The organism is Streptomyces sp. SID8374 (assembly GCF_009865135.1).
In the GTDB taxonomy this organism is placed as follows: Bacteria; Actinomycetota; Actinomycetes; order Streptomycetales; family Streptomycetaceae; genus Streptomyces.
In genome coordinates this window covers 102,297-124,564 of the sequence record NZ_WWGH01000001.1, presented here as the reverse complement: position 1 = coordinate 124,564, position 22,268 = coordinate 102,297, and the positions used below count along the sequence as shown (strand labels likewise).

The 22,268-nt window shown below is 71.0% G+C and carries 18 protein-coding genes and 1 pseudogene; 10 read left to right on the top strand and 9 right to left on the bottom strand.

The window, feature by feature from the left end:
• Window positions 1-43: 43 nt before the first annotated feature.
• Together GTY67_RS35430 and GTY67_RS00580 are read right to left on the bottom strand one after the other, a co-directional pair.
• A pseudogene (locus tag GTY67_RS35430) lies at window positions 44-226 on the bottom strand (hypothetical protein); the annotation flags it as partial.
• On the bottom strand, window positions 223-1,425 hold the full coding sequence (locus GTY67_RS00580) for a homogentisate 1,2-dioxygenase domain-containing protein (protein ID WP_161277376.1): 1,203 nt from the start codon (window positions 1,423-1,425) through the stop codon (window positions 223-225). The gene GTY67_RS00580 and the pseudogene GTY67_RS35430, both read right to left, overlap by 4 nt.
• A 439-nt stretch (window positions 1,426-1,864) precedes the next feature.
• Here GTY67_RS00580 and GTY67_RS00575 point away from each other — a divergent pair, with 439 nt between their 5' ends.
• Window positions 1,865-2,536, top strand: coding sequence for a helix-turn-helix domain-containing protein (locus GTY67_RS00575; protein WP_161277375.1), 672 nt, complete (start codon window positions 1,865-1,867; stop codon window positions 2,534-2,536).
• Between the two features lie 192 nt (window positions 2,537-2,728).
• On the opposite strand, the gene GTY67_RS00570 is transcribed toward GTY67_RS00575, so the two are convergent.
• Entirely contained in the window at window positions 2,729-3,391 is a 663-nt protein-coding gene (locus GTY67_RS00570; protein ID WP_161279910.1) for a helix-turn-helix domain-containing protein, read from the bottom strand.
• A gap of 204 nt (window positions 3,392-3,595) precedes the next feature.
• Between GTY67_RS00570 and GTY67_RS00565 the strand changes: the two genes are divergently transcribed.
• The 6 genes from GTY67_RS00565 to GTY67_RS00540 all read left to right on the top strand — a co-directional run bounded on the left by GTY67_RS00565 (window position 3,596) and on the right by GTY67_RS00540 (window position 9,354).
• Window positions 3,596-4,051, top strand: a complete 456-nt coding sequence (locus GTY67_RS00565) for a nuclear transport factor 2 family protein (protein ID WP_161277374.1) — start codon at window positions 3,596-3,598, stop codon at window positions 4,049-4,051.
• A 247-nt stretch (window positions 4,052-4,298) separates the two neighbouring features.
• Window positions 4,299-5,642: an MFS transporter gene (locus GTY67_RS00560; protein WP_161277372.1), complete on the top strand. Its 1,344-nt coding sequence runs from the start codon at window positions 4,299-4,301 to the stop codon at window positions 5,640-5,642.
• Window positions 5,639-6,454, top strand: a complete 816-nt coding sequence (locus tag GTY67_RS00555) for an SDR family NAD(P)-dependent oxidoreductase (RefSeq protein ID WP_161277371.1) — start codon at window positions 5,639-5,641, stop codon at window positions 6,452-6,454. Before GTY67_RS00560 ends, GTY67_RS00555 begins: the two co-directional genes overlap by 4 nt.
• 95 nt (window positions 6,455-6,549) lie before the next feature.
• A complete protein-coding gene (locus GTY67_RS00550) occupies window positions 6,550-7,386 on the top strand; it encodes an SDR family oxidoreductase (RefSeq protein ID WP_093694410.1) in 837 nt (278 codons plus the stop codon).
• A complete protein-coding gene (locus GTY67_RS00545; RefSeq protein WP_161277369.1) occupies window positions 7,379-8,851 on the top strand; it encodes an FAD-dependent oxidoreductase in 1,473 nt (490 codons plus the stop codon). Before GTY67_RS00550 ends, GTY67_RS00545 begins: the two co-directional genes overlap by 8 nt.
• On the top strand, window positions 8,848-9,354 hold the full coding sequence (locus GTY67_RS00540; RefSeq protein ID WP_093694412.1) for a nuclear transport factor 2 family protein: 507 nt from the start codon (window positions 8,848-8,850) through the stop codon (window positions 9,352-9,354). Before GTY67_RS00545 ends, GTY67_RS00540 begins: the two co-directional genes overlap by 4 nt.
• A 64-nt stretch (window positions 9,355-9,418) precedes the next feature.
• Here the strand turns inward: GTY67_RS00540 and GTY67_RS00535 are convergent, their stop codons facing one another.
• Both GTY67_RS00535 and GTY67_RS00530 read right to left on the bottom strand, forming a co-directional pair.
• Window positions 9,419-10,693 (bottom strand): WS/DGAT domain-containing protein, encoded by a 1,275-nt coding sequence (locus GTY67_RS00535; RefSeq protein ID WP_161277368.1) that lies wholly within the window; start codon window positions 10,691-10,693, stop codon window positions 9,419-9,421.
• An 87-nt stretch (window positions 10,694-10,780) separates the two neighbouring features.
• Window positions 10,781-12,259 carry a pyridoxal-dependent decarboxylase gene (locus GTY67_RS00530; RefSeq protein ID WP_161277367.1) on the bottom strand — a complete coding sequence of 493 codons (1,479 nt, stop codon included), beginning with the start codon at window positions 12,257-12,259 and terminating at the stop codon, window positions 10,781-10,783.
• 1,161 nt (window positions 12,260-13,420) lie between these two features.
• Between GTY67_RS00530 and GTY67_RS00525 the strand changes: the two genes are divergently transcribed.
• From GTY67_RS00525 to GTY67_RS00515, 3 genes are all read left to right on the top strand, one after another.
• On the top strand, window positions 13,421-15,475 hold the full coding sequence (locus GTY67_RS00525) for an MMPL family transporter (RefSeq protein ID WP_161213728.1): 2,055 nt from the start codon (window positions 13,421-13,423) through the stop codon (window positions 15,473-15,475).
• Between the two features lie 252 nt (window positions 15,476-15,727).
• Window positions 15,728-17,227 carry an acyl-CoA synthetase gene (locus tag GTY67_RS00520; protein ID WP_161277366.1) on the top strand — a complete coding sequence of 500 codons (1,500 nt, stop codon included), beginning with the start codon at window positions 15,728-15,730 and terminating at the stop codon, window positions 17,225-17,227.
• Between the two features lie 47 nt (window positions 17,228-17,274).
• On the top strand, window positions 17,275-17,499 hold the full coding sequence (locus tag GTY67_RS00515; protein WP_141712315.1) for a hypothetical protein: 225 nt from the start codon (window positions 17,275-17,277) through the stop codon (window positions 17,497-17,499).
• A 78-nt stretch (window positions 17,500-17,577) separates the two neighbouring features.
• Here the strand turns inward: GTY67_RS00515 and GTY67_RS00510 are convergent, their stop codons facing one another.
• The 4 genes from GTY67_RS00510 to GTY67_RS00495 all read right to left on the bottom strand — a co-directional run bounded on the left by GTY67_RS00510 (window position 17,578) and on the right by GTY67_RS00495 (window position 22,173).
• On the bottom strand, window positions 17,578-19,443 hold the full coding sequence (locus GTY67_RS00510; protein WP_093694419.1) for a glycoside hydrolase family 18 chitinase: 1,866 nt from the start codon (window positions 19,441-19,443) through the stop codon (window positions 17,578-17,580).
• A gap of 200 nt (window positions 19,444-19,643) precedes the next feature.
• Window positions 19,644-20,396: an amino acid ABC transporter ATP-binding protein gene (locus GTY67_RS00505; protein WP_093694420.1), complete on the bottom strand. Its 753-nt coding sequence runs from the start codon at window positions 20,394-20,396 to the stop codon at window positions 19,644-19,646.
• Window positions 20,393-21,280 carry an amino acid ABC transporter permease gene (locus GTY67_RS00500; protein WP_161277365.1) on the bottom strand — a complete coding sequence of 296 codons (888 nt, stop codon included), beginning with the start codon at window positions 21,278-21,280 and terminating at the stop codon, window positions 20,393-20,395. Before GTY67_RS00500 ends, GTY67_RS00505 begins: the two co-directional genes overlap by 4 nt.
• The gene (locus GTY67_RS00495) at window positions 21,277-22,173 is read right to left on the bottom strand and encodes an ABC transporter substrate-binding protein (RefSeq protein ID WP_093694422.1); all 897 of its coding nucleotides are present in this window, start codon (window positions 22,171-22,173) and stop codon (window positions 21,277-21,279) included. Before GTY67_RS00495 ends, GTY67_RS00500 begins: the two co-directional genes overlap by 4 nt.
• Between the last annotated feature and the right edge of the window lie 95 nt (window positions 22,174-22,268).

Below are 22,268 nucleotides of genomic sequence, written 5' to 3'. Positions count from 1 at the left end.
CGCCGAGGAGTTCGGCAACCCTGGTGGCGTCGCGTCCGGCGGGCCGGGCCTGCGGCAGCACGAGGGGACCCACGAGCGGTGCGCGGGCGGACGCGATGTGCCCCCGGTGTGCGGGCACCGCCTCCCTCAGCGGTATGCCTCCGGGCGGAGACACCGCGGCGTCGTCACAGAGCGAGGCGAACAGTTCGGGCGGGACCGTTCCGGAGCCGGGTCGGAGGGCCTTCACCCGGCGGCCTCCTTGCCGCCCCTGGCCCAGGAGTAGGCGTAGACGCCGTCATCGCAGTCGCGCGCCGCCTCACCGAGTTCCAGCGGCCGGAAGGTGTCCACCATGACGGCCAGCTCGTCGAAGAACTCCGCTCCGATGGCACGCTCGTAGGCGCCGGGCTGCGGGCCGTGCGGATGGCCGCCGGGGTGCAGACTGATCGAGCCCTGGCCGATCCCGGAACCCTTGCGGGCCTCGTAGTCACCTCCGCAGTAGAACATCACCTCGTCCGAGTCCACGTTCGAGTGGTAGTACGGCACCGGGATGGCGAGGGGGTGGTAGTCCACCTTGCGCGGCACGAAGTTGCAGATGACGAAGTTCTCGCCCTCGAACACCTGGTGTGCCGGCGGGGGCTGGTGGACTCGTCCGGTGAGGGGCTCGAAGTCGCGGATGTTGAAGACGTAGGGGTAGAGGCAGCCGTCCCATCCGACGACGTCGAAGGGATGGTGCGGCAGTGTGTGCACCGTGCCCGCGATGCCCCCGGGACCGTTGCCGCGGTGCTTGATGTACACCTCCACGTCCTGCTCCGCCACGGCCCTGAGGTTCTCGGGGCCGCGGAGGTCCCTCTCGCAGAAGGGCGCGTGCTCCAGGAGCTGCCCGTAACGGGAGAGATAGCGCTTGGCGGGAGTGATGTGGGAGTTCGCCTCGATGGCGTACAGCCGCACCGGCCCGTTCGGGACGATGCGGTACGTCGTCGCGCGGGGGATGAGGACGTAGTCGCCGTCGCCCGCCGCCAGGTCCCCGAAGACGGTCTCGACCCGTGCCTGTCCGGCCTCGACGTAGAGGCACTCGTCGCCGATCGCGTTGCGGTAGTAAGGGCTGGTCGTGCCGGCGACGACGTAGGAGAGCCTGACGTCGCCGTTGCCCAGCAGCAGCCTCCGGCCGGTCACCGCGTCGGCCTCCGGACGGCCGTCGCCGAAGAGCTCGTGCGTCGAGAGGTGGCGCGGTGTCAGCGGGTGGTTCGGGACGAGCGACTGATCCGGCAGCTCCCAGACGCGGTACGCCGCGATCGAGGACGGCAGGTTCACGTGGTAGAGCAGCGAGGAGTCGGAGGAGAAGCCCTCCTCTCCCATCAGCTCCTCGAAGTACAGCGACCCGTCGGGGCCGCGGTGCTGGGTGTGGCGCTTGGGCGGGACGCTCCCCGCCACGCGGTAGTACGGCATGCCTGTCCCTCTCCTGTCGGCGGTTCGCCTGTGGCTGCGGACACCCGGAACGGCGGCCGCCGGTGGTGGTGCCGGGCAGGTGTCGAAGCGCGGATGGGCTGCTGGCTGCGCCGGGCGGTGAGCGGGCCCTGAGGTCGGCGGGACGCACCCGGCGGCCTGTTGTGCAGCTGCCGCCACTCCGCGTAAGTGTGCGCCTGGCGCACATATGTGTGCGGTGTCCGCAACTTGGAGGCAACATAGTTCGAGTCCGGAGCGCGGTCAAGGGCGGCTGTGCCGAGCCGATCGGCCGAGGCGGGGGCGTGGCCGGCCCACGGTCCGAAGGGCTCCGGGTGCGTCCGGCCGGCCGGACGGCCGAGATGGTTAATCTTCGAATGCCCGCTCTCCGCACCCGGAGCCGCGGTGCGACACGAACGTGCAGTGAATCCAGGAGGAAGCCCACGTGCCCCCTTTGCAGAGCCTGGACCGTGGCCTGCGTGCCCTGAGCCTCATCTCCCTTGCCCCGGAGGGACTCTCGGTCGCCGAGATCGCGGCGCGGCTCGGCACCGACCGGGCGACCGCGTACCGCATCGTCGACACGCTTGAGCAGCACGCGCTGGTGACCCGGGGTGTGGGGAAGAGGATCAGGCTCGGGGCCGGCGCGGCCGTCTTCGCGAGCCGTTTCCAGCCGCAGTTGATCCGTGCGGCGGGACCGGTCCTGCAGGAGCTCGCCGATGCCGCGGGGGTGGCCGCGTTCCTTTCCTTGGCGCAGGGGGGCCACGAATGTGTTCCCGTGCTCTCCGCGGAGCCCACCCGGCAGACGATCTTCCAGGTCAGCTACCGGATCGGTGCCGGCCACCCGCTGGACAGGGGGGCGAACGGTATCGCCATCCTGGCACTCCAGCCGGCGGCGGAGGACGACTCCGAAGCCGTGAAGCGGGCACGGAGCGCCGGGTACAGCGTCACCGCCGGAGAGCTTCAGCACGGGGCCGTCGGAGTGGCTGCGGGCTTCGAGGTTCCACACCTGCTCGGCGCGTCCGTCGGCACGGTCGCCATGGGGCAGGTGGACATCGGCCGTCTCGGTGAGCTGGTGCGTGAGGCGGCCGCGAGGCTCGCCCGGCTCAGCCGCGCCTGAGCGCTCTTCAGCGGCGGTACGGCTGCGGCGCCCAGGGGCTGGGCGCCGCCGCTTCGGTGGGCCTCGTCCGCGCGGGGGTGTGCACCGGGCGGGGGGCGGACGCGCTGTCGCCGCCGCACCGGGCGCGTCCGGTGGGCCGGTGTCGCGGGTGCCGAGCGGGTCGGCGCCTGTCGGTGTGACCGGCCAGGACCGTCAGTCGAGAAGTCTGCCCAGGCTCCTCGCGGCGGCGGCGACCGTGGTGCCGAGTTGGCCGAGGTCGGTGTACTCGAAGACCGAGATGCCGATGCTGGCCGTGGCTGTCCGGTCCCTGGCGGGGACGGCGGCGGAGATGCCGGTCACGGCGGGGATGACCTCGCCCGTGGTGACCGCGTACCCCTTGGCCCGGGCCTCGCTCACCTCCGGGCGCTCCCCCTCCCGGTGCGGGCCGTGGGCGAGGACCGCGACTCCGCCGGAGCCCTGCTCGATGGAGTGGGTCTGACCGGGCCGGAAGGAGACGTGGACAAGGGCGCCGCGCGGTTCCACCACCATGAGTGCCCGCATCCGGGCGGCGCCGTCCCGGACCAGCAGGTGCGCGGTGGCCCGGGTGCTCTCGGCCAGCTCGTCCAGGATCGGGCGGGCCAGCGTGCGCAGATCCTGCTGGACGGGTTCGGCGAGGGATACCAGGCCCGTGCCCAGGACGATCCGGCGCTGGTGGTCGCGGCGGCACAGCTCGTGTGCCTCCAGGGTCCTCACCAGGCGGTGTGCGACCGTGCGGTGCACCGAGATGGCGTCCGCCAGCTCGCTGACGGTCAGGCCCTGAGGCTGTTCCGAGAGGACTCTGAGGAGCAGCAGTCCGTGGTGGAGCGTCTTGGACATGCCCGCATCGAGTTCGGGGGCCGACCTGGTCGGCGAAGGTGAAGTCACGAATTCATCCCTTGACGGGTTTCAGCCAGCTACCTATGCTCCCAGTATTCGCACTGGTAGTGCGAATATCGCACACAACCTTGGTGTGTCGCAAGCTCCCCTCTTCAGCGGCTCGGACGGCTGCCGGAGCAGGGGACGAGCCGAACGGATCTCCGTATGAATCCCATCGCGCCCGCGCCTGCCACCGGTAACCGGCTGGCCGAAATCCACCACCTGTATCACCTCCAGAGCCACCTCATCGACGGTGGCCGCGCTGCGGAATGGGCAGCGACCTTCGCCGCGGACGGCAGCTTCACCTCCCCGACCTATCCGGCACCGGTGACCGGTACCGCGGCGCTGACCGCGTTCGCGGAACGGTTCGCCGCCGACTGCGCCGCCGATGGCGTGGTGCGTCGGCACGTGGTCAGCAATGTGGCCTTGACCGGCGACGACGGAGCCGGAACGCTACAGGTGGAGGCGTATCTGCAGATCGTCGCCACACCCAGGGGCGGGACACCGCACACCGAGCGGTTCACCACGCTTGTCGACCGTGTCGTCCACGACGGCAGCGGCTGGCGGGTCGCCGCCCGTGTCGTGCGACGCGACGGCGCCCCGCTCGACGCCCAGGCCTGACGCCCAGGCCTGACGCTCAACCCGGGGCCGTACGGGCAACGGCACTTCCACGGCGCAGCCGGCCGGGCCGATGCCCCCGCGCGGCGGCCTCTCTCGTGCCCGACGACCCGGGAGCACACCCGGCGCCAGGGCCCGGTGCCCGTACCGCCTACGTCTGTCCGGGTGCGTGACAGCTTCCGCGCTTCAGCAGCCGCCCGTGACATTCCGGGCTCCAACTCCAGCTTCCGCGCTTTCTAAGGACCGATCCATGGCAAAACTGGCAGCCGAACCATCACCGACGGACCCACCGGCAAAAGGCGCTCCTCCGGTCGGCGCGAGCCCCGCGTCCACACTGAAAGTCATCCGGGCGGCGATCCTGGGGACCGTCGTCGAGTACTACGACTTCGGCATCTACGGCTACATGGCCACCCTGCTCTCGGTGCACTTCTTCGTCGAGAGCGACCCGAATACGGCACTGCTGTCGACCTTCGCCGCCTTCGCGGTCGCCTTTTTCCTCCGGGCGCCCGGAGGCATCCTCTTCGGCCACGTGGGCGACAAGTACGGCCGCAAGAAGGCGCTCACCTGGACCATCCTGTTGATGGCCATCGCCACCACCGGGATCGGGCTGATCCCCTCGTACACCACGCTCGGCCTCTGGGCGACGTGCCTCCTGGTGTTGTGCCGCTGCCTCCAGGGCTTCGCGGCCGGCGGTGAACTCGGCGGCGCGAACGCGTTCGTGTCCGAACACGCCCCGGCACACCGACGGGCGTTCCACACCTCGTTCGTCAACACCGGTACCTATCTCGGCTCGCTGGTCGCCTCGCTGGTCGCGCTGCTGCTGACCTCGGCCGTCAGCACGGAGACCCTGCACGACTGGGCCTGGCGCGTTCCCTTCCTCCTCAGTGTCGTGATCGGTCTGATCGGCCTCTACATCCGCAGGCAGCTGCCGGAGACCGAGCAGTTCGAGGCCGTCCAGGAGAGCGACTCGGTCGAGGTCGCGAAGTACCCCATCGCCGACGTGTTCGCGCACGCCTGGCGCCAGATCGTGCTCGTCATCTTCCTCGGGGCACTGATCGTCGGCGGCTACTACGTGGCCGGCGTGTACGCCGCCAGCTACCTGCAGACCGAAGGAGGGCGCTCGGCCGACTTCGCGTTCACGTCCACCTGTATCGCCATGATCGCCGCGGTGATCAGCCTGCCCATCGCCGGATACGTGGGCGACCGCATCGGACGCCGGCCCGTGTTCTTCTTCGGAAGCGGCGTCACGGCGGTCATCTCCCTCCCGGCCTTCATGGTGATGCGCGACGGCAGCCCGGTGGCCGCGGTCCTCGCCCAGTGTTCGCTGACCTTCTTCATCGGACTGGTCAACGGTGTCTCCTTCGCCGCCTACGCCGAGATCTTCCGGGCGCGCTACCGCTACAGCGGCATCGCGATGAGCAACAACGTCACCAACATGGCGCTGGGAGGCACGGCGCCGTTCATCGCCACGCTCCTGATCAGCACCACCGGCAACAACCTGGCGCCGGCGGGCTATCTCATCGCGACCGCGCTCATGACCCTCGGCGCCACCTTCTTCCTCAAGGAGACGCGCGGGACGGAGCTGGAACTGTGAGCCGCACACAGGCCGGCCGACGCAGGTTCGAAGGCTGTTCGGTCGTGGTCACCGGTGCTGCCGGGGGGCTGGGCCGGGCCGACTGTCTGGCGCTGGCCTCCGAGGGGGCGCACGTCTGGGCCGCCGACATCGACGTGGCCGCCGCCGAAGCGCTCGTCCCCGATCTCGCGGAGGCCGGAGGGACGGGGCAGGCCATCCGCCTCGATGTCGCCGACGCCGACTCGTGGGGCGCGCTGGCGGGCGAGGTGGAGGCTGCCGGGCCGCTCCACGGCCTGGTCAACAACGCCGGTGTCAGCCTGCGCGCGGGCATAGCCGACACCACCGTCGAACAGTGGCGGCGCGTCATGGACATCAACCTGTCCAGCGTCTTCTACGGCCTGAAGACACTCACCCCCGCACTCGCGCGAGGTGCCGAGGACGGCGGTGCCGCGGTCGTGAACGTCTCCTCGATCGCCGGCATGGTCGGCTACTTCTCCGCCACGTACGGCACCAGCAAGTGGGGCGTCCGGGGGCTGTCGAAAGTCGGCGCGCTCGAACTCGCCGCGCTCGGCATCCGCGTGAACTCGCTGCATCCGGGTCTCACCTCGACGCCTCTGCTCCACCAGGCCACCGACACCGCCTTCGTGGACGAGAGCGTGCGCTCGGTCCCCGCGGGCAGACTCGCGACTCCGCAGGAGATCGCGCGGGTGGTCGCGTTTCTGCTGTCCGACGACGCCACGTACATCACGGGCGAGGAAGTCGTCGTCGACGGCGGACTGACATCCGGCGGGCTCTACCACCGGATCCTCGCCGGACTGGCCGAAAAACCGTAGACCAACCTGTCGAGGCCGGCCTCAGGCACGCGCGCAGTCGCCCGACGTGCGCCGGTGCCGGGCCGCAGGCAACCAACCGATCCGAAGGACCACTCATGACCACTGCTCAGGCACCCGACGGCAACCCCGGCCGTGTCAACTACGACGCCCTCCCCGCCATCAACCCCGAACTGGTCGGCCGCACCGTCGTCGTGACCGGCGCCGGCCGAGGCATGGGCGCCCTCTTCCTGGAGGAACTGGCACGCCGAGGTGTCAACGGCGTCGGCGGCGACCTCGACCAGGAGGAGATGGCCTCCGTCGCCGAGAAGATCAACACCCGCCTCGCCGGCACCAGCGGCGCGGGTCGTGTGGTCGGCATCGGCGCCGACGTCACCGACCCGTCCGCCGGCGACGCGCTGGTGGCCGCCGCCCTGCGCGAGTTCGGCCGACTCGACCTGTGGGTCAACAACGCCGGTGTCTTTCCGCAGGCCGGGTTCACCGACATCACGCCCCAGCAGCTCGCGCTCACCTACGGCGTGAATGTCAACGGTGTCGTGTACGGCGGGCAGGCAGCCGCCCGCCACTTCCGGACCGTCGGGGGCGGCGCGATCGTCAACATGTCCTCGGTCGCCGCCGTCCGCGCGCGGCCGACCCGCGCGTCGTACAACTCCTCGAAGGCGGCCGTTCGGCACCTCACCACGTGCATGGCCGTCGAGCTCGGCCCCGACAACATCCGCGTGAACTCCATCGCCCCCGGCTACATCGACACCGAGATGACCCGCTGGATCCATGAGGACCGGGCGGCGATGGACCGCGCGCTCACCACGGTCCCCTTGCGCCGGATCGGTGCGCCCATGGAGGTCTTTGCCGCCCTGTACTTCCTGCTCTCGGACAGCGCCCGGTACATCACCGGCATCAGCATTCCGGTGGACGGCGGTTCGCAGCATGTCTGAGCCCGACAGCATGGAAACGGAATACGACTACGACGTCATCGTGGTCGGCGCCGGTGGCGCCGGCCTGGCGGCTTCCGTCTCCGCCGCCCAGGCCGGCGCGCGCGTGCTGCTGCTGGAGGCCGAGGACGAGATCGGCGGATCCACGCAGCTCTCCGCCGGCCTGCTGACCGCCTCGGCCACCAGCGTCCAGGAGAGCCTCGGAGTCAAGGACTCGCCGCGGCGCATGTTCCAGCACTACATGGACCTGAACGGCTGGCGGGTCCGGCCGGGCCCGGTCAGGATGTTCTGCGAGGAATCCAGCCACCTCGTCGAGTGGCTGCTCGAACTGGGCGTCGAGATACCCGCGCAGGTCTCGCGCAGTGCCCATGAGCCGGGGCTCACCCGCGCCGGGGTGGAGGACGTCTGGCGAGGCCACGTTCCCAAGGACCAGGGTTACGGATTGGTGCAGGTGCTCGACAGGGCCCGCGCACGGCTCGCTGTGGACCTGGCCCTCGGCAGTCGGGTGGAGGACCTGGTGGTCCGGGACGGCGCCGTCCGCGGCGTCGTCCTGGAAGGCGAGGAGGCCACCGCGCCGGCCGTCGTCATGGCCAGCGGCGGCCTCGCGGCCGACGCGGAACTGGTCCGCCGCTTCCTTCCCGATGCCGAGATCGCCGGCGACGCCCTGTTCGTGGTGGCCGCACCCGGCTCGCGGGGCGATCACGTCGGCATCGCCGAGCGCCACGGCCTCGCGCTGTTCGGCCAGGGCTGGGGCCTGCTCCTGGTGACCGCGGAGTTCCAGCGTTTCCACCACTGGCAGAGCGGATTCCCCCCGGCCTCGCGCATCCATGTCGGCCTCGACGGCCGACGCTGCATGGACGAGGACGCCCCGTACGCCGTCAGCCCCGGCATCCTCAAGGACCACGGCGGCTGGGTCTGGTCCGTGTTCGACGACGACGCCCGCAGATCGTTGCCCCCCGGCTACGCCGACTGGGACGCCGCCCGGATCCTGGAAGAGGTGGCCAAGGGCGTCGTGCTGCGCGCCGACACCCTGGAAGAACTCGCGAGCCTGATGGACGTGCCCCCGAGCCACCTTTCCGCAAGCGTCGCCCGCTTCAACGGACTGTTCGCCGAGGGCACCGACGAGGACTTCCTGCGCCACGAGTCACTCGCGGCCAAGGGCGCCGACCCGCACCTCGCGCCGATCGCGACCGGGCCCTTCTTCGCGGTGCGGATGCTCCCCGCCGAACTGGTCTGCACCCACACCGGCCTCGAGGTGGACGCCCGCACACGGGTGCTGGGCACCGACGGCCGGGCCCTGCCGGGACTCTACGCGGCCGGCGAAGCGGCCGGTGGAATCCTCGGCGAACGCTACGTCGGCGGCGGCAACTCCGTCGCCCACGCGCTGGTACTCGGCCGGGTCGCCGGCCGCGAGGCGGCCGCCCGCGCCGCTGCGTCGACATCACGCATCAAGGAGGACTCCGCATGAGCCGCGCCGACGACCGTTTCGAGATCCAGGACGTCCTGTTCCGGTACGCCAGGGCGGTGGACCGACTGGACTACGCGGCCATCGCCGCCTGCTACTTCGACGACGCGGTCGACGTCCACGGCGGGTACAGGGGCGACGCCGCAGGGCTCGTCGAGGACATTCGGGCCCGCCACCGCACCATCGACTCCTCCCAGCACTTCATCTCCAACGTGCTCGTGGAGTTCACGGAGGAGGACCGTGCCGATGTCGAGTCGTACTGCCTGTGTTTCCTGCGGCAGAAACCCGCCGAGCCCGGCGGGCAGCAGGACCTGGCGATCATCCGCTGCCGGTACGTCGACCGGTTCGAGCGGCGCGACGGTTCCTGGGGCATCGCCGACCGGGTCGTCGTGTTCGACGAGTCGCGCGTCGTCAGCATCGTCGACGGCCTGGCCCCCGACTGGGTCGCATCGCGACGCGACGAAACCGACCCCGTGTACACCTGGGGACACCTGAACCCCAACTGAGTGCTGTCGTCACCGGTGAGGCACGCGGCTCGTCACGCGTAGCCGTTCCGGGTACGGACGGCCGTCACCGCGCAGACCGGGCGTCGGCAACCGGAGGTTGCCGGGGTGGCGTGAAGGCGGCTTCGAACGCGTCGAGTTCCGCGAGCCAGCGGGTGGGGAGTTCGTCGATGCCGGGCAGGCTGGGATCGGCGACGACGGCCAGGTGCGCGGTTCCGGCGTATTCGCCCAGGCAGACCGACAGATGGTGTCCTGCGGGCAGGAACATCAGCGGCAGCAAGGTGTCGATGCTGTGGCCGTCGAGTTCGAGGGGACGTGCGGGGCCGGGGACATGGGTGGCCACCAGTGTGGTGCGCCGCGGTTGCAGGGCCCACGCCAGGGCCCTGCCGTGCCAGCGCGTGGGCAGGGTCTCGAACAGGACGTCCGCGTCGGGGTCGCGGCGGCCGGTCCGGATGTTCGCGGTGGCCAGGTGTGTGGCGGTCAGCCGCTCGGCAGCCGAGTGCAGGTGGCAGGGCAGGGCGACGGGGACGCCGCGGTGGAAGTTGCCCAACGCGGCTCTCGTGCTGCCGCGCCGGGTATTGAGCGGGACCATCGCCCGTACGGTACCTGCGGCACGGTCGGGCAGGCCGGGGCGCAGGGCGCCGGCGAGGGCGGCCAGGTAGACGTCGTTGAGACTGGTGCCGGCCGCCAGCGCGATGGCCTTCATACGAGGCAGCGAGGTAGGAGCCCACAGGCGCTTGGGCGGGCCGGTCGGGGCCTGGCCGCGTGTGGGGCCGAGGCTGATGGCGCGCGCGGGCAGCGCGAGGCCGGCGACCGCGCGTACCAGGGCGCGCACGCGTGCGGTCGTCCAGGAGGGTGGGGGCGCGGGAGCCGCGCGGCGCTGCGGAAGGCCGGCTTCCCGAACCGCGGCGAGCGTGATCCCGATGAGGGACATGCCGTCCAGCAGGCCGTGGTGGGCGCGAAGGAGCAGAGCGAACTCGTTGTCGCGGTGACCGTGGAGCAGGGTCATGCCCCAGGAGACGTCCGTCAGCGGCTGGGCGCTCACGCGCTCGATCGCCGCGTGCAGCGCGACGTCACCGCCGCGCGCGGGCAGTACGACCTCCTGGAGGTGCTCGGCGGGCTCGGCCGGGCCTCCCGCGCTCGCGCCCCGTACGCGGGCCCGGTCGCGCAGCGGCGGGTGGGCCGCCCGGATCAAGTCGATCAACGCGTGCAACTCGGCGGTCGAAGGTGTGGGGCCGGCGACCACGGCCGCTCCGCCGATCTCCAAGCTCGAATGCGGGTGCGCGGCCGCGTAGTCGAACCAGCGTTCGCCCGCCGCGGTCGCTGCGTCATGTTCGTGCACGTTGTTCTCCGCTGAATGCCGTTCGTGTGGCGAGAGTGTGGATCATGGGCCTGTGCCCATGTGGCGCTGTACGGGCACGTCTCCTGGTTACCGGGCGCCTACCGAGGGTGTCGCCGAGGTTTCGGATGACGTGGGCCGGTCGTCGGGGATCGAGGCGGCGACCTCGCGGACCAGCGCCCAGGCCTTGCGCACGGACGTCCGGGACGCCAGGCGCGAGCCCAGGGCCGCACGCAGGATGTAGCGGCCGTCGACGGTGGTGGGCGTCACCAGGATCTGATGGGTGGCGTCGAGATCCGTACGCAGGCGCTCGGTGCGGGAGTTGTCGCCGGAGAGACGGAAGCACACCAGCCCGAGTGAGTGCGAGACGAGTTCGAAGCCGGGGCTCTCCCGGACCAGGTCGGCGAAGAGCGCGGCGTGGGAAAGCTGTTCGCGGATGTGCGCGCGCAGGCCCTCGACGCCGTGGGTGCGCAGCACGAACCACAGCTTCAAGGCGCGGAAGGGGTGCATCAGCGGCACCTGCCAGTCCCGGAAGTCGGTGACATCGCCCGAGTCGCTGGCCTGGTTGCGGAGGAAGGCCGGGCGGATGTCCATGGCGGCGGTCAGGCTGTGCCGGTCGGCCACCCACATGGCGTCGCAGGGCGGTCCTGTGAGCAGCCACTTGTGGCAGTTCACGGCGTAGGAGTCGGCGTGCTCGACGCCCTCGTTGATCCAGCGGTTCTCCGGGCAAACAGCCGCCGACCCGGCGTAGGCGGCGTCCACGTGCAGCCAGGCCGCGAACTCGCGGCACACGGCGGCGACGGCGGCGACCGGGTCGATGGCGCAGGTGCCCGTGGTGCCGACGGAGGCGACCACGATCGCGGGTACGACGCCGGCGGCGCGATCGGCTGCCAGTCGCTCGCGCAGGGCGCGGGGGTCCATCTCGCAGGTGCCGGCCGTGGTAGCGATCAGCACCGGTTCTCCCAGGCCGGCGATGCGCGAGGCCTTGGGGACACAGGAGTTCGCCTGGTCGGTGCAGTACAGACGGTAGCGCCCCTCGGCGCCGTGCTCGCGCCAGCGCCCGCCCGAGGCCCGGTACAGGGCGGCGACCACAGCCACCAGGACCGCCGATGACGCGGAGTCCTGCAGGACCCCGCCGCCGTTCCCGCCGCTGAGGAATCGCTCCGGCAGGCCCAGCGCGACCGCGAGTTGGTCCAGTACCGCTTCCTCGAGTTCGGTGGCGGCCGGGCCGGTGGACCACATCATGTGCTGGACCGCCAGACCGGAGGCCAACAGCTCGCCGACCACTGACGCCGGACTGGTCTGGGTGGGGTAGTAGCCGAGGAACGACGGGTGCTGCCAGTGCACGAGACCGGGCATCACCACACGCCGTACATCGGCCAGCACGTCACGGATCGGCTCGCCGTGCACCGGTACGCGGTCGGGCAGCATCGCCCGTACGTCACCGGGGCGAAGGTCCGGCGTCACCGGCAGACGTTCCTCGCGCAGGTCCTCCCAGTAGTCCTCGAGGATCGCTGCGACCTCACCGATTGCACTGCGGAACGAATCATCACCAAGAGTCACCGACATGCCAGGTAACGTACCGCATTAAAACTAGTGAAATGGCCCAGATGACAAGCGAATCCGTGCTGTGGCTCGCTCCGCCGCAGCACCTGCCCCACAGCCTGGCGACCCTGCGCGAGGCCGCGAACCGGCGCGACCGTCACCACACACCGCCCGACCACCGTCACATTCCCGAACGTGATCCCCGCGAAGCCGTGTTCGACGACTACTTCGCGGTCTCACGTTGCGCCTGCGCCCCCGCGTCCCTGTTGATCGACGCCCTCGACGACACCCTCGCCGCAGTGCGGGCCTTCTCCCGGCACCCGGACGGATCCTTGGCGGAGCCCGACCTCGAACTTGCCGCGCACGCGGCCGGGCTGACCTCGCGAACCAGCCTTTCCGGATCCCGTACGCAGGCCACGGTGCACCAACGCTGGATCCAGGGGCACCGGCTCTTCTTCGCCCTCACCCAGGCGACCGTCGTCGCCGTGCGGCACGCCCTTCGCGCTCCGTCGGCCACAGGTTCCGCCGCTGGCCTCGACAGCGCGGCTCACTTCCTGCGCGCCAGCGCCTCCGCCCTGCGCGTCACCGCCTCCTTCGACGTGCAGGACTACCACGACACCGTCCGGCCTTCGATGACCCCACCGCACGTTCCCCGGACAGGGTTCTCCGGCCTGTGGTCGTCCGATCACCGCGTCCTCGTGCGGAGCCTGCGCGAGTGGGGTTCGGCCGCACCGGCGCCTGGTCGAGGTCCTGACGGACGTTCACCAGGCCCACGTGGGCGTCTGCTCGCGCTTCGTCGGCTCCGGACCCTCCCTGCTCCGCGGCGCGGAACCAGGGACACAAGCTCTGGAACGCCTGTGCCGGCGGCGCCGCACCGTCCTGGACGCCGCGCCCGCCGCCAGGCCGGCCGAACTGCCCGACGCCCGCGACGAAAACCTCACCCTTCACCACTGAAGGCACCCTTGACGCGCCCGGAGCCGGCCGGGAGAACCGGCTCGGTTCGGCTGCTCGGCAGTCTTCCGGCCAGTGGCGACATCACTGTTGTGCGGGTTGCTCGTTAGTGCGGTCATGCCAGTACGCAGCGAGAACGGGAAAGGGAGGCGGGCGTGGTCGGCGTCCCGGGCCCGGGGGGTGGTGGCAGGCGCGGCGGTCGCGCTGGCCGTGGCCCTCCTGAGTCTTCCCGCGGTGTCCGGCGCCTTCGGTGCTGGGGGGACCATCGCCACCGGCACCGAGTCGGCCAGGGCTCAGGAACAGGCGGAGCTGCTGGGCGTCGGCACCCCGGATCTCGTGCTCGCGCTGACGGCCCGCGACGGGGGCGGGCGGCCGTCGGTCGCAGCGGGTGCCGGTGTTGTCGCCCGTGTGCTGGCGGGAGAGCCGGCTGTGCGTACGGTGCGGTCGGCTGCCACGGGGGACCCGTGGCTGAGCTCCCGTGACGGGCGCACCGGTTTGGTGACGGTCTCGCTGTCGGGCAGCGACGGCGACCGCAAGGAAGCGGCATCGCGTCTGGTGCCCAAGGCGCGGGCGGCCGTGCCGGGGATGCGGGTGGATGCCAGCGGGGCCTCGTGGGCGACGGCCGAGATCGACCGGCAGGGCGGGGCCGATCTGCTGAGGGCCGAACTCTGGGCCGCACCGCTCGTCGTGCTTCTCCTGTTGCTGACCTACGGTTCCTGGGCTGCGGCCGCGCTGCCGCTCGTGGTCGCGGTGCCGGCCGTCATCTGCTGTGCTCCGTTGCTGGGCCTGCTGGCCCACGTGACCGATGTGTCCGCGTTCGCGGTCAACGCGGCCGCGGCCATCGGCTTCGGTCTGTCGATCGACTTCACCGTGTTCGTCCTCGCCCGCTACCGCGAGGAGCACGCGAAGGGGATGCCGCGCGCCCGAGCACTGGAAGTAGCTCTTGATACATCGGGGCGCTGTGTGCTCTGTTCCGCCGTAGTGATCTCTTCATGCCTGGTAGCGGTGGCCGCCATCCCTGTTCCGCTGCTGCGTGCGCTGGCTCTTGCGGGTGTGGCGGTGACGCTGCTGGCGGCGCTGGCCGCGTTGACGGTGCTGCCGGCCGCGTTGACGCTGCTGGGTGATCGCGTCGATGGCGCCGACCCGCTGCGCCGGCTGCGCCGGGATTCCATCGGGGGGCCGAGCGGGTTCTGGCGCGAGCTCGCCCGCCGTGTCACCGCCCGGCCCGCGGCGGCGGCCGTAGGAGCGCTGGCGGTGCTGGTCGTGATGGCTTGGCCGGCAACGGGTCTGCGGTTGGGCGCGATCGACGAGCGGACGCTGGCACCGACGGCCTCGTCCGCCGCCGCGGCCGCGGACGTGCGCGGCCGCTTCGAGGTGGTTCCGGAGCGAGTCCAGGTGGTGGTCCTGGAACGGCCGGACGCGACCCTCGCGAACTACACGGCCGCCGTGGCCCGGCTGCCGCACGTGGGGGCGGTGCGCGTGGTGCCGGCCGCTGCGGCGGGCGGGCCCGGACAGGCGCAGCCGGAGCGGCGCCCGGCGGTGGTGCTGGTCGCGGCAACGGTGGGACCCGACACACCTCAGGGCGCGAGCCTGGTCGATGCGTTGCGGAAGACTCCCGCGCCCGGCCCGGTCCTGGTAGGTGGTCGGGCCGGGCAGATCACCGACACCACGGACGCGGTGCGCGGCGCGCTGCCGTGGGTGGCGGTGGCGATGTGCGTGTTCCTGCTGACGGCGCTCACCGTGTTCACCCGCAGTGCCGTGGCACCGCTGAAGGCGCTCGCGGTGGCAGTCATCAGCTTGGCCGCGGGCCTCGGATGGATTGTGTGGATCTTCCAGTCCGGACACGGGGCGGACGTGCTGGGCGGGTTCACGGTCACCGGTTCCCTCGACGCGAGTCTGCTGCTGTTCACCCTGGCCGTGGTGTTCGGCCTGTCCCTCGACTACGAAGTCTTCCTCCTCGGCAGGATCAGGGAGGAGTTCGACCGCGGCCTGGACAACCGTACGGCCGTCGTCACGGGCATCTCCCGCACCGGCCGGCTGATGACCTCGGCGGCAGCGGCCCTCGCCATCTCCACCGCCGCCATCGCGACCTCCCACGTGACCATCCTCAAACTCATGGGTGTAGGCATCGCCTCTGCGGCGGCCCTCGATGCGATCCTGGTCCGTGGAATCCTCGTTCCGGCAGTCATGACACTTCTCGGTCCCGTCAACTGGTGGAGACCCGCGCACATCGGACGACGTCGTCGACGCGGCCCGCGCACCGCCCCGAGTGAAGCCGTGGCGGGCTGACCGCCCGGCTACCCGGCCGCGGTGACCGGCAACGGCCTCGGGAGTGACACCAAGCCTGCCGACGTGTCCGGGTAGCCGGACACCGTTGCGCCAGTTGGTGCCGTTGAAGCGGTTACGCCACGGGTTCCGGTCGTTGCCGGCGCCGCGGTGCACGCAGTAGAGGTAGTTGTTGTGGACGGCCAGGGCCGGGCCTTCCTTAACACTCCTCACCGGCCCCTTGACCCGCCGGGAGAGGCCGCACAGGATCACGTCATGACCGGTGTACGCAGCAGCACAGTCGACGGCGTCCTCACCCGCAGCGCCCGCCGCACCCCGGAACGGACCGCCGTGCGGTACGGCGGGCGGGCCTGGACCTACGGGGCACTCGACGCGGCGGTCTCCACCGCGGCCGCCGTCCTGACCGGCGAACACGCGCTGCGCCCCGGCGACCGGGTGGCCTCGTACGCCCACAACTCCGATGTCTGTCTGATCGCCTTCCTCGCCTGCGCCCGGGCCGGGCTCGTCCACGTCCCCGTCAACCAGAACCTCACCGGCGACGACCTGGCCTACCTGCTGGACCAGTCAGGCTCCGCCCTCGTCCTCACCGACCCGGACCTCGCCGACCGCATCCCCGCGGGCCCTCCCGCGCGCGCCCTGCGCGACGCGCCCGGCTCACTCCTCGACGCCCTGGACACCGAGCTCCCCTTCACCCCGGAGCGCGCCCCCGGCTCCGGCGACCTGGTGCAGCTGCTCTACACCTCCGGGACCACCGCCCTCCCCAAGGGCGCGATGATGACGCACGGGGCCCTGGTCCACGAGTACGTCAGCGCGATCACCGCCCTCGGCCTGGCGGCCGGTGACCGGCCCGTGCACTCGCTGCCGCTCTACCACTCCGCCCAGATGCATGTGTTCCTGCTGCCGTATCTGGCGGTCGGGGCGGAGAACACCATCCTGGACGCCCCCGACGCGGGCCGGATCTTCGACCTGGTCGAAGCGGGCCTGGCCGACAGCCTGTTCGCCCCGCCCACGGTCTGGATCGGCCTCTCCAACCACCCGGACTTCGCCACCCGCGACCTCTCCGCCCTCCGCAAGGCGTACTACGGGGCGTCGATCATGCCCGTACCCGTCCTGGAACGGCTGCGCGCCCGCCTGCCGAACCTGGCGTTCTACAACTGCTTCGGCCAGAGCGAGATCGGCCCCCTCGCCACCGTCCTCGGCCCGGACGAGCACGAGGGCCGGATGGAGTCCTGCGGCCGGCCCGTCCTCTTCGTGGAGGCCCGCGTCGTCGACGAGGAGGGGCGCGAGGTCCCGGACGGCACCCCGGGCGAGGTGGTCTACCGCTCGCCCCAACTCTGCACCGGTTACTGGGACAAGCCCGAGGAGACGGCGGACGCCTTCCGCGACGGCTGGTTCCGCTCCGGCGACCTCGCGGTCCGCGACGCCGAGGGCTACTTCACCGTCGTCGACCGGGTGAAGGACGTCATCAACTCCGGCGGTGTCCTGGTCGCCTCCCGCCAGGTGGAGGACGCCCTCTACACCCACCCCGCCGTCGCCGAGACAGCGGTCATCGGCCTGCCCGACGAGCGCTGGATCGAGGCCGTCACCGCCGTCGTCGTCCTGCGAGGCGAGGCGAGCGACACCGAACTCATCGACCACGCCCGCGAACGGCTCGCCCACTTCAAGGCGCCCAAGCGGGTCGTCTTCGTGGACCAGCTCCCGCGCAACGCCAGCGGGAAGATTCTCAAGCGGGAGCTGCGGGACCGGCTGGCCTGACCGGTCGCGCCCCCGGCGGTGTCGGACCGGAACGGGCCGGGCATACCGTGGACGAAGGAGCGGTCGCCGAAGGGGGAGAGCTGATGATGAGGCTCGGCGCGGGGGTGCTGCTCCTGTTCTGCTACATCGACGTCGTCGCGGTTCTCGCCATCGGCGACTTCATCTCCGACGTAGGCCCTCTTCTGCTCTACGGCGGCCCGGTCGCCTTCGTCACGGGGTTCGTCGCACTTGCGGCCCACGACGCCTGCCGGAACAGGGCGGGGCGCGCCTGACCGGCCGCCCGGCAGCCGAGAAGAAGCCCGCCCTCCCCTTGGCTCGGGGAGGGCGGGCTTCCTGTGCCGTACCGGTGTCTACTTCAGACCGTTGCTGATCGCGCTCACGAGTTCGCCGTTGGCGGTGTCGCCGTTGAACTCCCAGAAGAACGCGCCGCCCAGACCCTGGCTCTTGGCCCAGGTCATCTTGGTGCCGACGGTCGCGGGGGTGTCATAGCTCCACCAGTCGTTGCCGCAGTGGGCGTACGCCGTGCCCGCGATGGTGCCGGTGGCCGGGCAGGTGGTCTTCAGGACCTTGTAGTACTGGTTGCCCGGCTCCACACCGGCCGCCGGGCCGGAGGCGCTGCCGCCGGGGGCGGACTGGGTGACGCCGGTCCAGCCGCGGCCGTAGAACCCGATGCCGAGCAGCAGCTTGGAGGCCGGGACGCCCTTGGCCTTCAGCTTGGCGATCGCGTCCGCCGAGTTGAAGCCCTGGGCGGGGATGCCGGGGTACGAGGTCAGCGGGGAGTGCGGGGCCGTCGGACCCTGCGCGGCCCAGCTGCCGAAGTAGTCGTACGTCATCACGTCGTACCAGTTGATGTACTGCGCGGCGCCGCCGTAGTCGGCCGCGTCCAGCTTGCCGCCGTTGGAGCCGTCGGCGGTGATGGCCGCGGTGAGCAGGTTGTTCGGGCCGAACTTGGCGCGCATGGCCTGCATCATGTTCTTGATCGACGCCGGGCCGCTGCTGTCACAGGTCAGACCGCAGGCGTTGGGGTACTCCCAGTCCAGGTCGATGCCGTCGAAGACATCGGCCCAGCGCGGGTCCTCGACCAGGTCGTAGCAGGACTGGGCGAACGCGGTCGGGTTCTGGACGGCCTGGCCGAAGCCGCCGGACCAGGTCCAGCCGCCGAAGGACCACAGCACCTTGATGTGCGGGTACTGCGCCTTCAGCTTGCGCAGCTGGTTGAAGTGGCCGCGCAGCGGCTGGTCCCAGGTGTCGGCCTTGCCGTCGACCGAGTTGGCGGCCGTGTAGGACTTCTCGTAGTCCTCGTACGCGTCGCCGATCGTGCACTTGCCGTTCTGCACGTTGCCGAAGGCGTAGTTGATGTGCGTGATCTTGGAGGCGGAGCCGGAGGAGACCAGGTCCTTCACCGTGTAGGAGCCCCAGTTGGTGAAGTACCCCAGGTTGATCTTGCCGCTGCCGCCGGGGTTCTCGCCGCCACCGCCGCCGGTGGTGCGGACCGCCGTGGCGGGGGAGGCCGGGCCGGTCTGGTCGGCGGTGTCGCGGGCGACCACGGTGTAGCTGTAGTCGGTGCCTGCGGTCAGACCGGTGTTGGTCCAGGTGGTGCCGGTGACCGTGGCGACGGTGGCGCCGTCGCGCTTGACGTCGTAGTTCTTGATGCCCTTGTCGTCCGTGGCGGGCGCCCAGGTGAGCTTCACCGAGGTGTTGGTGATGTCGCTCGCGGTGGGCTTGCCGGGGGCGGAGGGGGCGTTGTCACCGGGGTTGGTGGAGCCGCCGTCGCAGGGGTTGCCGTTGAGCTTGCAGCCGGTGGGCGCGCCGGAGCCGGAGCCGTTGAAGCCGAAGGAGGCGGATGCGCCGGGGGCCAGGGTGCCGTTCCAGCCGAGGTTCTTCGCCGTCCAGTGGTTGGCGGAGTTGGTGACGGTCGCGTCCCAGGCCGAGGTGACCTTGGTGTTCGCGGGGAAGTCCCACTCGACGGTCCAGGAGGTGAGCGTGGTGGTGCCGGTGTTCTTCACCGTCCACCTGCCCTCGAAGCCGGAGCCCCAGTCGGAGGCCTTGGCGTAGGTGGCGGTGGCCGAGGCCGCGGCCTCGGCGGGGCTGGCCAGGCCGACCATGGCGGCCAGCGGGAGGAGCAGTGCGGTGGCGCCTGCGAGGGCTTTGGACCGCTTGTTCGGGCTGGTGCTCCGGGTCGATCTGGCTCTGCGCCATCGTGCGTCGGTGCTCAAGGAAGGCTCCTCGGGTGAACTCCGGAGGCCATGGGGGGTCCCTGGCCTGGCAACCCTGCGTGGCCTTGAGCACGTGATGTCTCTCCTCGGCGCCCCCGCAGTGTTGCCGTGACCCTAGGAAGGCCTAGACCAATCGTCAAGAGGTCTGGACCAAGAGATCGTTGAGCGTCAGAAGCCGGCTGCCGTTCCCGCGCCGCTCCTCACAGCCGCCCCGCCTCCACGATCCGCCGCAGGAACTTCCGCGTACGCTCCTCCCGGGGCGCGCCGAACACCTCACCCGGCGTGCCGCGTTCCAGCACCACCCCCGCGTCCAGGAAGCAGACCTGGTCGGCGACCTCGCGGGCGAACGCCATCTCGTGGGTGGCGATCACCATCGTCATGCCCTCGTCCTTCACCTCGCGGACCAGGCCGAGCACCTCGCCCACCAGCTCCGGGTCGAGGGCGGCGGTGATCTCGTCCAGGAGAAGAAGCCGGGGCCGTACCGCCAACGCCCTCACGATTGCTGTACGTTGCTGCTGGCCGCCGCTGAGCCGGTCCGGGTACTCGTCGGCCTTGGTCCCGAGCCCGAGCCGCTCCAGCAGCTCGCGTGCCTGCGCTTCGGCGTCGGCGCGGGAGAGGCCGTGGACGCGCTGCGGGGCGAGGGTGATGTTCTGGAGGACGGTGAGGTGCGGGAAGAGGTTGTACGCCTGGAAGACCACGCCGATCCGCCGGCGCACCGCGTCCGCGTCGGTCCGGGGGTCGGTGATCTCCTCGCCCTCCAGCCAGATCGCCCCGTCGTCGACCTCCTCCAGCAGGTTGGCGCAGCGCAGCAGGGTCGACTTCCCCGACCCCGAGGCGCCGATCAGCGCGGTCACCGTGTGCGGGGCCACCTCCAGGTCCACATCCCGCAGCACCAGCGACGTACCGAACGACTTGCGGACCGCCTCCATCCGCAGCACGGGCTCCGTGCTCATACGAGTCCTCCCTGGGCCCGCCGCCGGTCCATCCGGGCCGTCACCCAGTCGGTGAGCCGGGTCATCGGGATGGTCAGCGCGACGAAGACCAGCCCCGCCACGACGTACGGCGTGTAGTTGAAGTCCTTGCTGGCGATGATCTGCGCCGCGTAGACGGCGTCGACCGCCCCGGCGATCGAGACGAGACCGGTGTCCTTCTGGAGGGAGACCAGGTCGTTGAGGAGCGGCGGCACCACCCGGCGCACCGCCTGGGGCAGCACGACGAACCGCAGCGTCTGGCCGCTGCTGAGCCCCAGCGACCGGGCGGCGGCCCGCTGCGAGGGGTGCACGGACTCGATGCCCGCCCGGAAGACCTCCGCGACGTACGCCGAGTACGTCAGCACCAGCGCGGCACCGCCCAGCAGCACCGGATCGTTGGTCACGCCCTCCAGGCGCAGCGCGGGCACCCCGAAGACGACCATCAGCAGGCAGATGATGAGCGGCAGTCCACGGAAGAAGTCCGTGTACGCGGTGGCCAGCGCCCGTACGGGGAAGAACACCGGCCCGCGCAGCGTCCGCGCCACGGCCAGCAGCAGGCCGAACGCGAGCACGGCGCTGCCGCACACCGCCAGCAGCCGCAGGTTCAGCCACAGCCCTTCCAGGACCTGCGGCAGGGCGACGCGCGCGTAGTGCGGGCTGAAGAACGTCTCCTGCGTACGGTCCCAGCCGGGCGAGCCCGTGATCAGCAGGAACAGGACCACACCGGTCACCAGCGTGCTGGTCGCGGCGATGGCGGTGGCCCGCCGGGTGCGGGCCCGCCGGTGGCGTTCGCGGGCGATCCGGCGCTCGGAGGGGACGTAGGTGTCCTCACCGGGCTGACCGGGCAGCGTCTTGTGCAGGGTCACTTGAGCACCGGTGCGCCGACGGCGTCGGAGAGCCACTCCTTCTCCAGGGCGGCGAGCGTGCCGTCCTTCCGCAGGGCGTCCACGGCACCGCTCACGCAGTCGGTGAGCGTGGACTCCTTGTCCAGGACCAGGCCGAACTGCTCGGGCTTGTCGGCGGAGTTCGGGAACTGGCCGACGACCTCCGCCTCCGGCACCTCGGCCCCGGTGATGTAGAAGGCGGTCGGCAGGTCCACCACGATCGCGTCCACCTGGCCGGTCTTGAGCGCCGACTTGGCGAAGTCGTTGCGCTGGTAGACGGCCGGCTTCTGGTCCGGCTCCACCAGGTCGTTGATGAACTCCAGGCTGGTGGTGCCCACTTGGGCGCCCAGCTTGACCTTCTTCAGGTCGGCCACGCTCTTGGCCCCCGCCGCCTTCGACGACTTCAGCGCGACGACCGCCTGGCGTACGTCGTAGTAGCCGGAGGAGAACGCCACCGCCTTCTTGCGGGACTCGCTGATGGAGACCTGGTTGATGTCGAAGTCGAACTTCTTGGCGCCGGGCGCGAACGCGCTGTTGAACGGGACGTGCTGCCAGACCACCGCATCGCGGTCGTAGCCGAGCTGCTTCGCCACGGCGTACGCCACCGCCGACTCGAACCCCTTGCCGTTGGACGGCTCGTCGTCGGAGAACCAGGGGGCGTACGCGGGCTTGTCCGTGCCGACGGTCAGCTTCCCCTCGACCTCGGTGGCGAGCCCGCCCGGCGCGCACGCCTCGGCCGTCGCGCCGGCCCGGCCCGAGGCCTTCGGCTTCTTCTCCTCCGCTTGCGGGGCGCAGCCGGTCAGGGCGGCGCAGAGGACGACGGCGGAGGAGACGGCGGTGACCGTGGTGACCAGGGAACGGGTGGCGAGATGCATAGCGGGAGACTGGCAGTGCCCGGGCCTCTCTGTCGAGATTTTCGAGCAGGTGTCCGCATAGTGGGAACGGGTGTTGCGGTGGTGTGAACACGCCG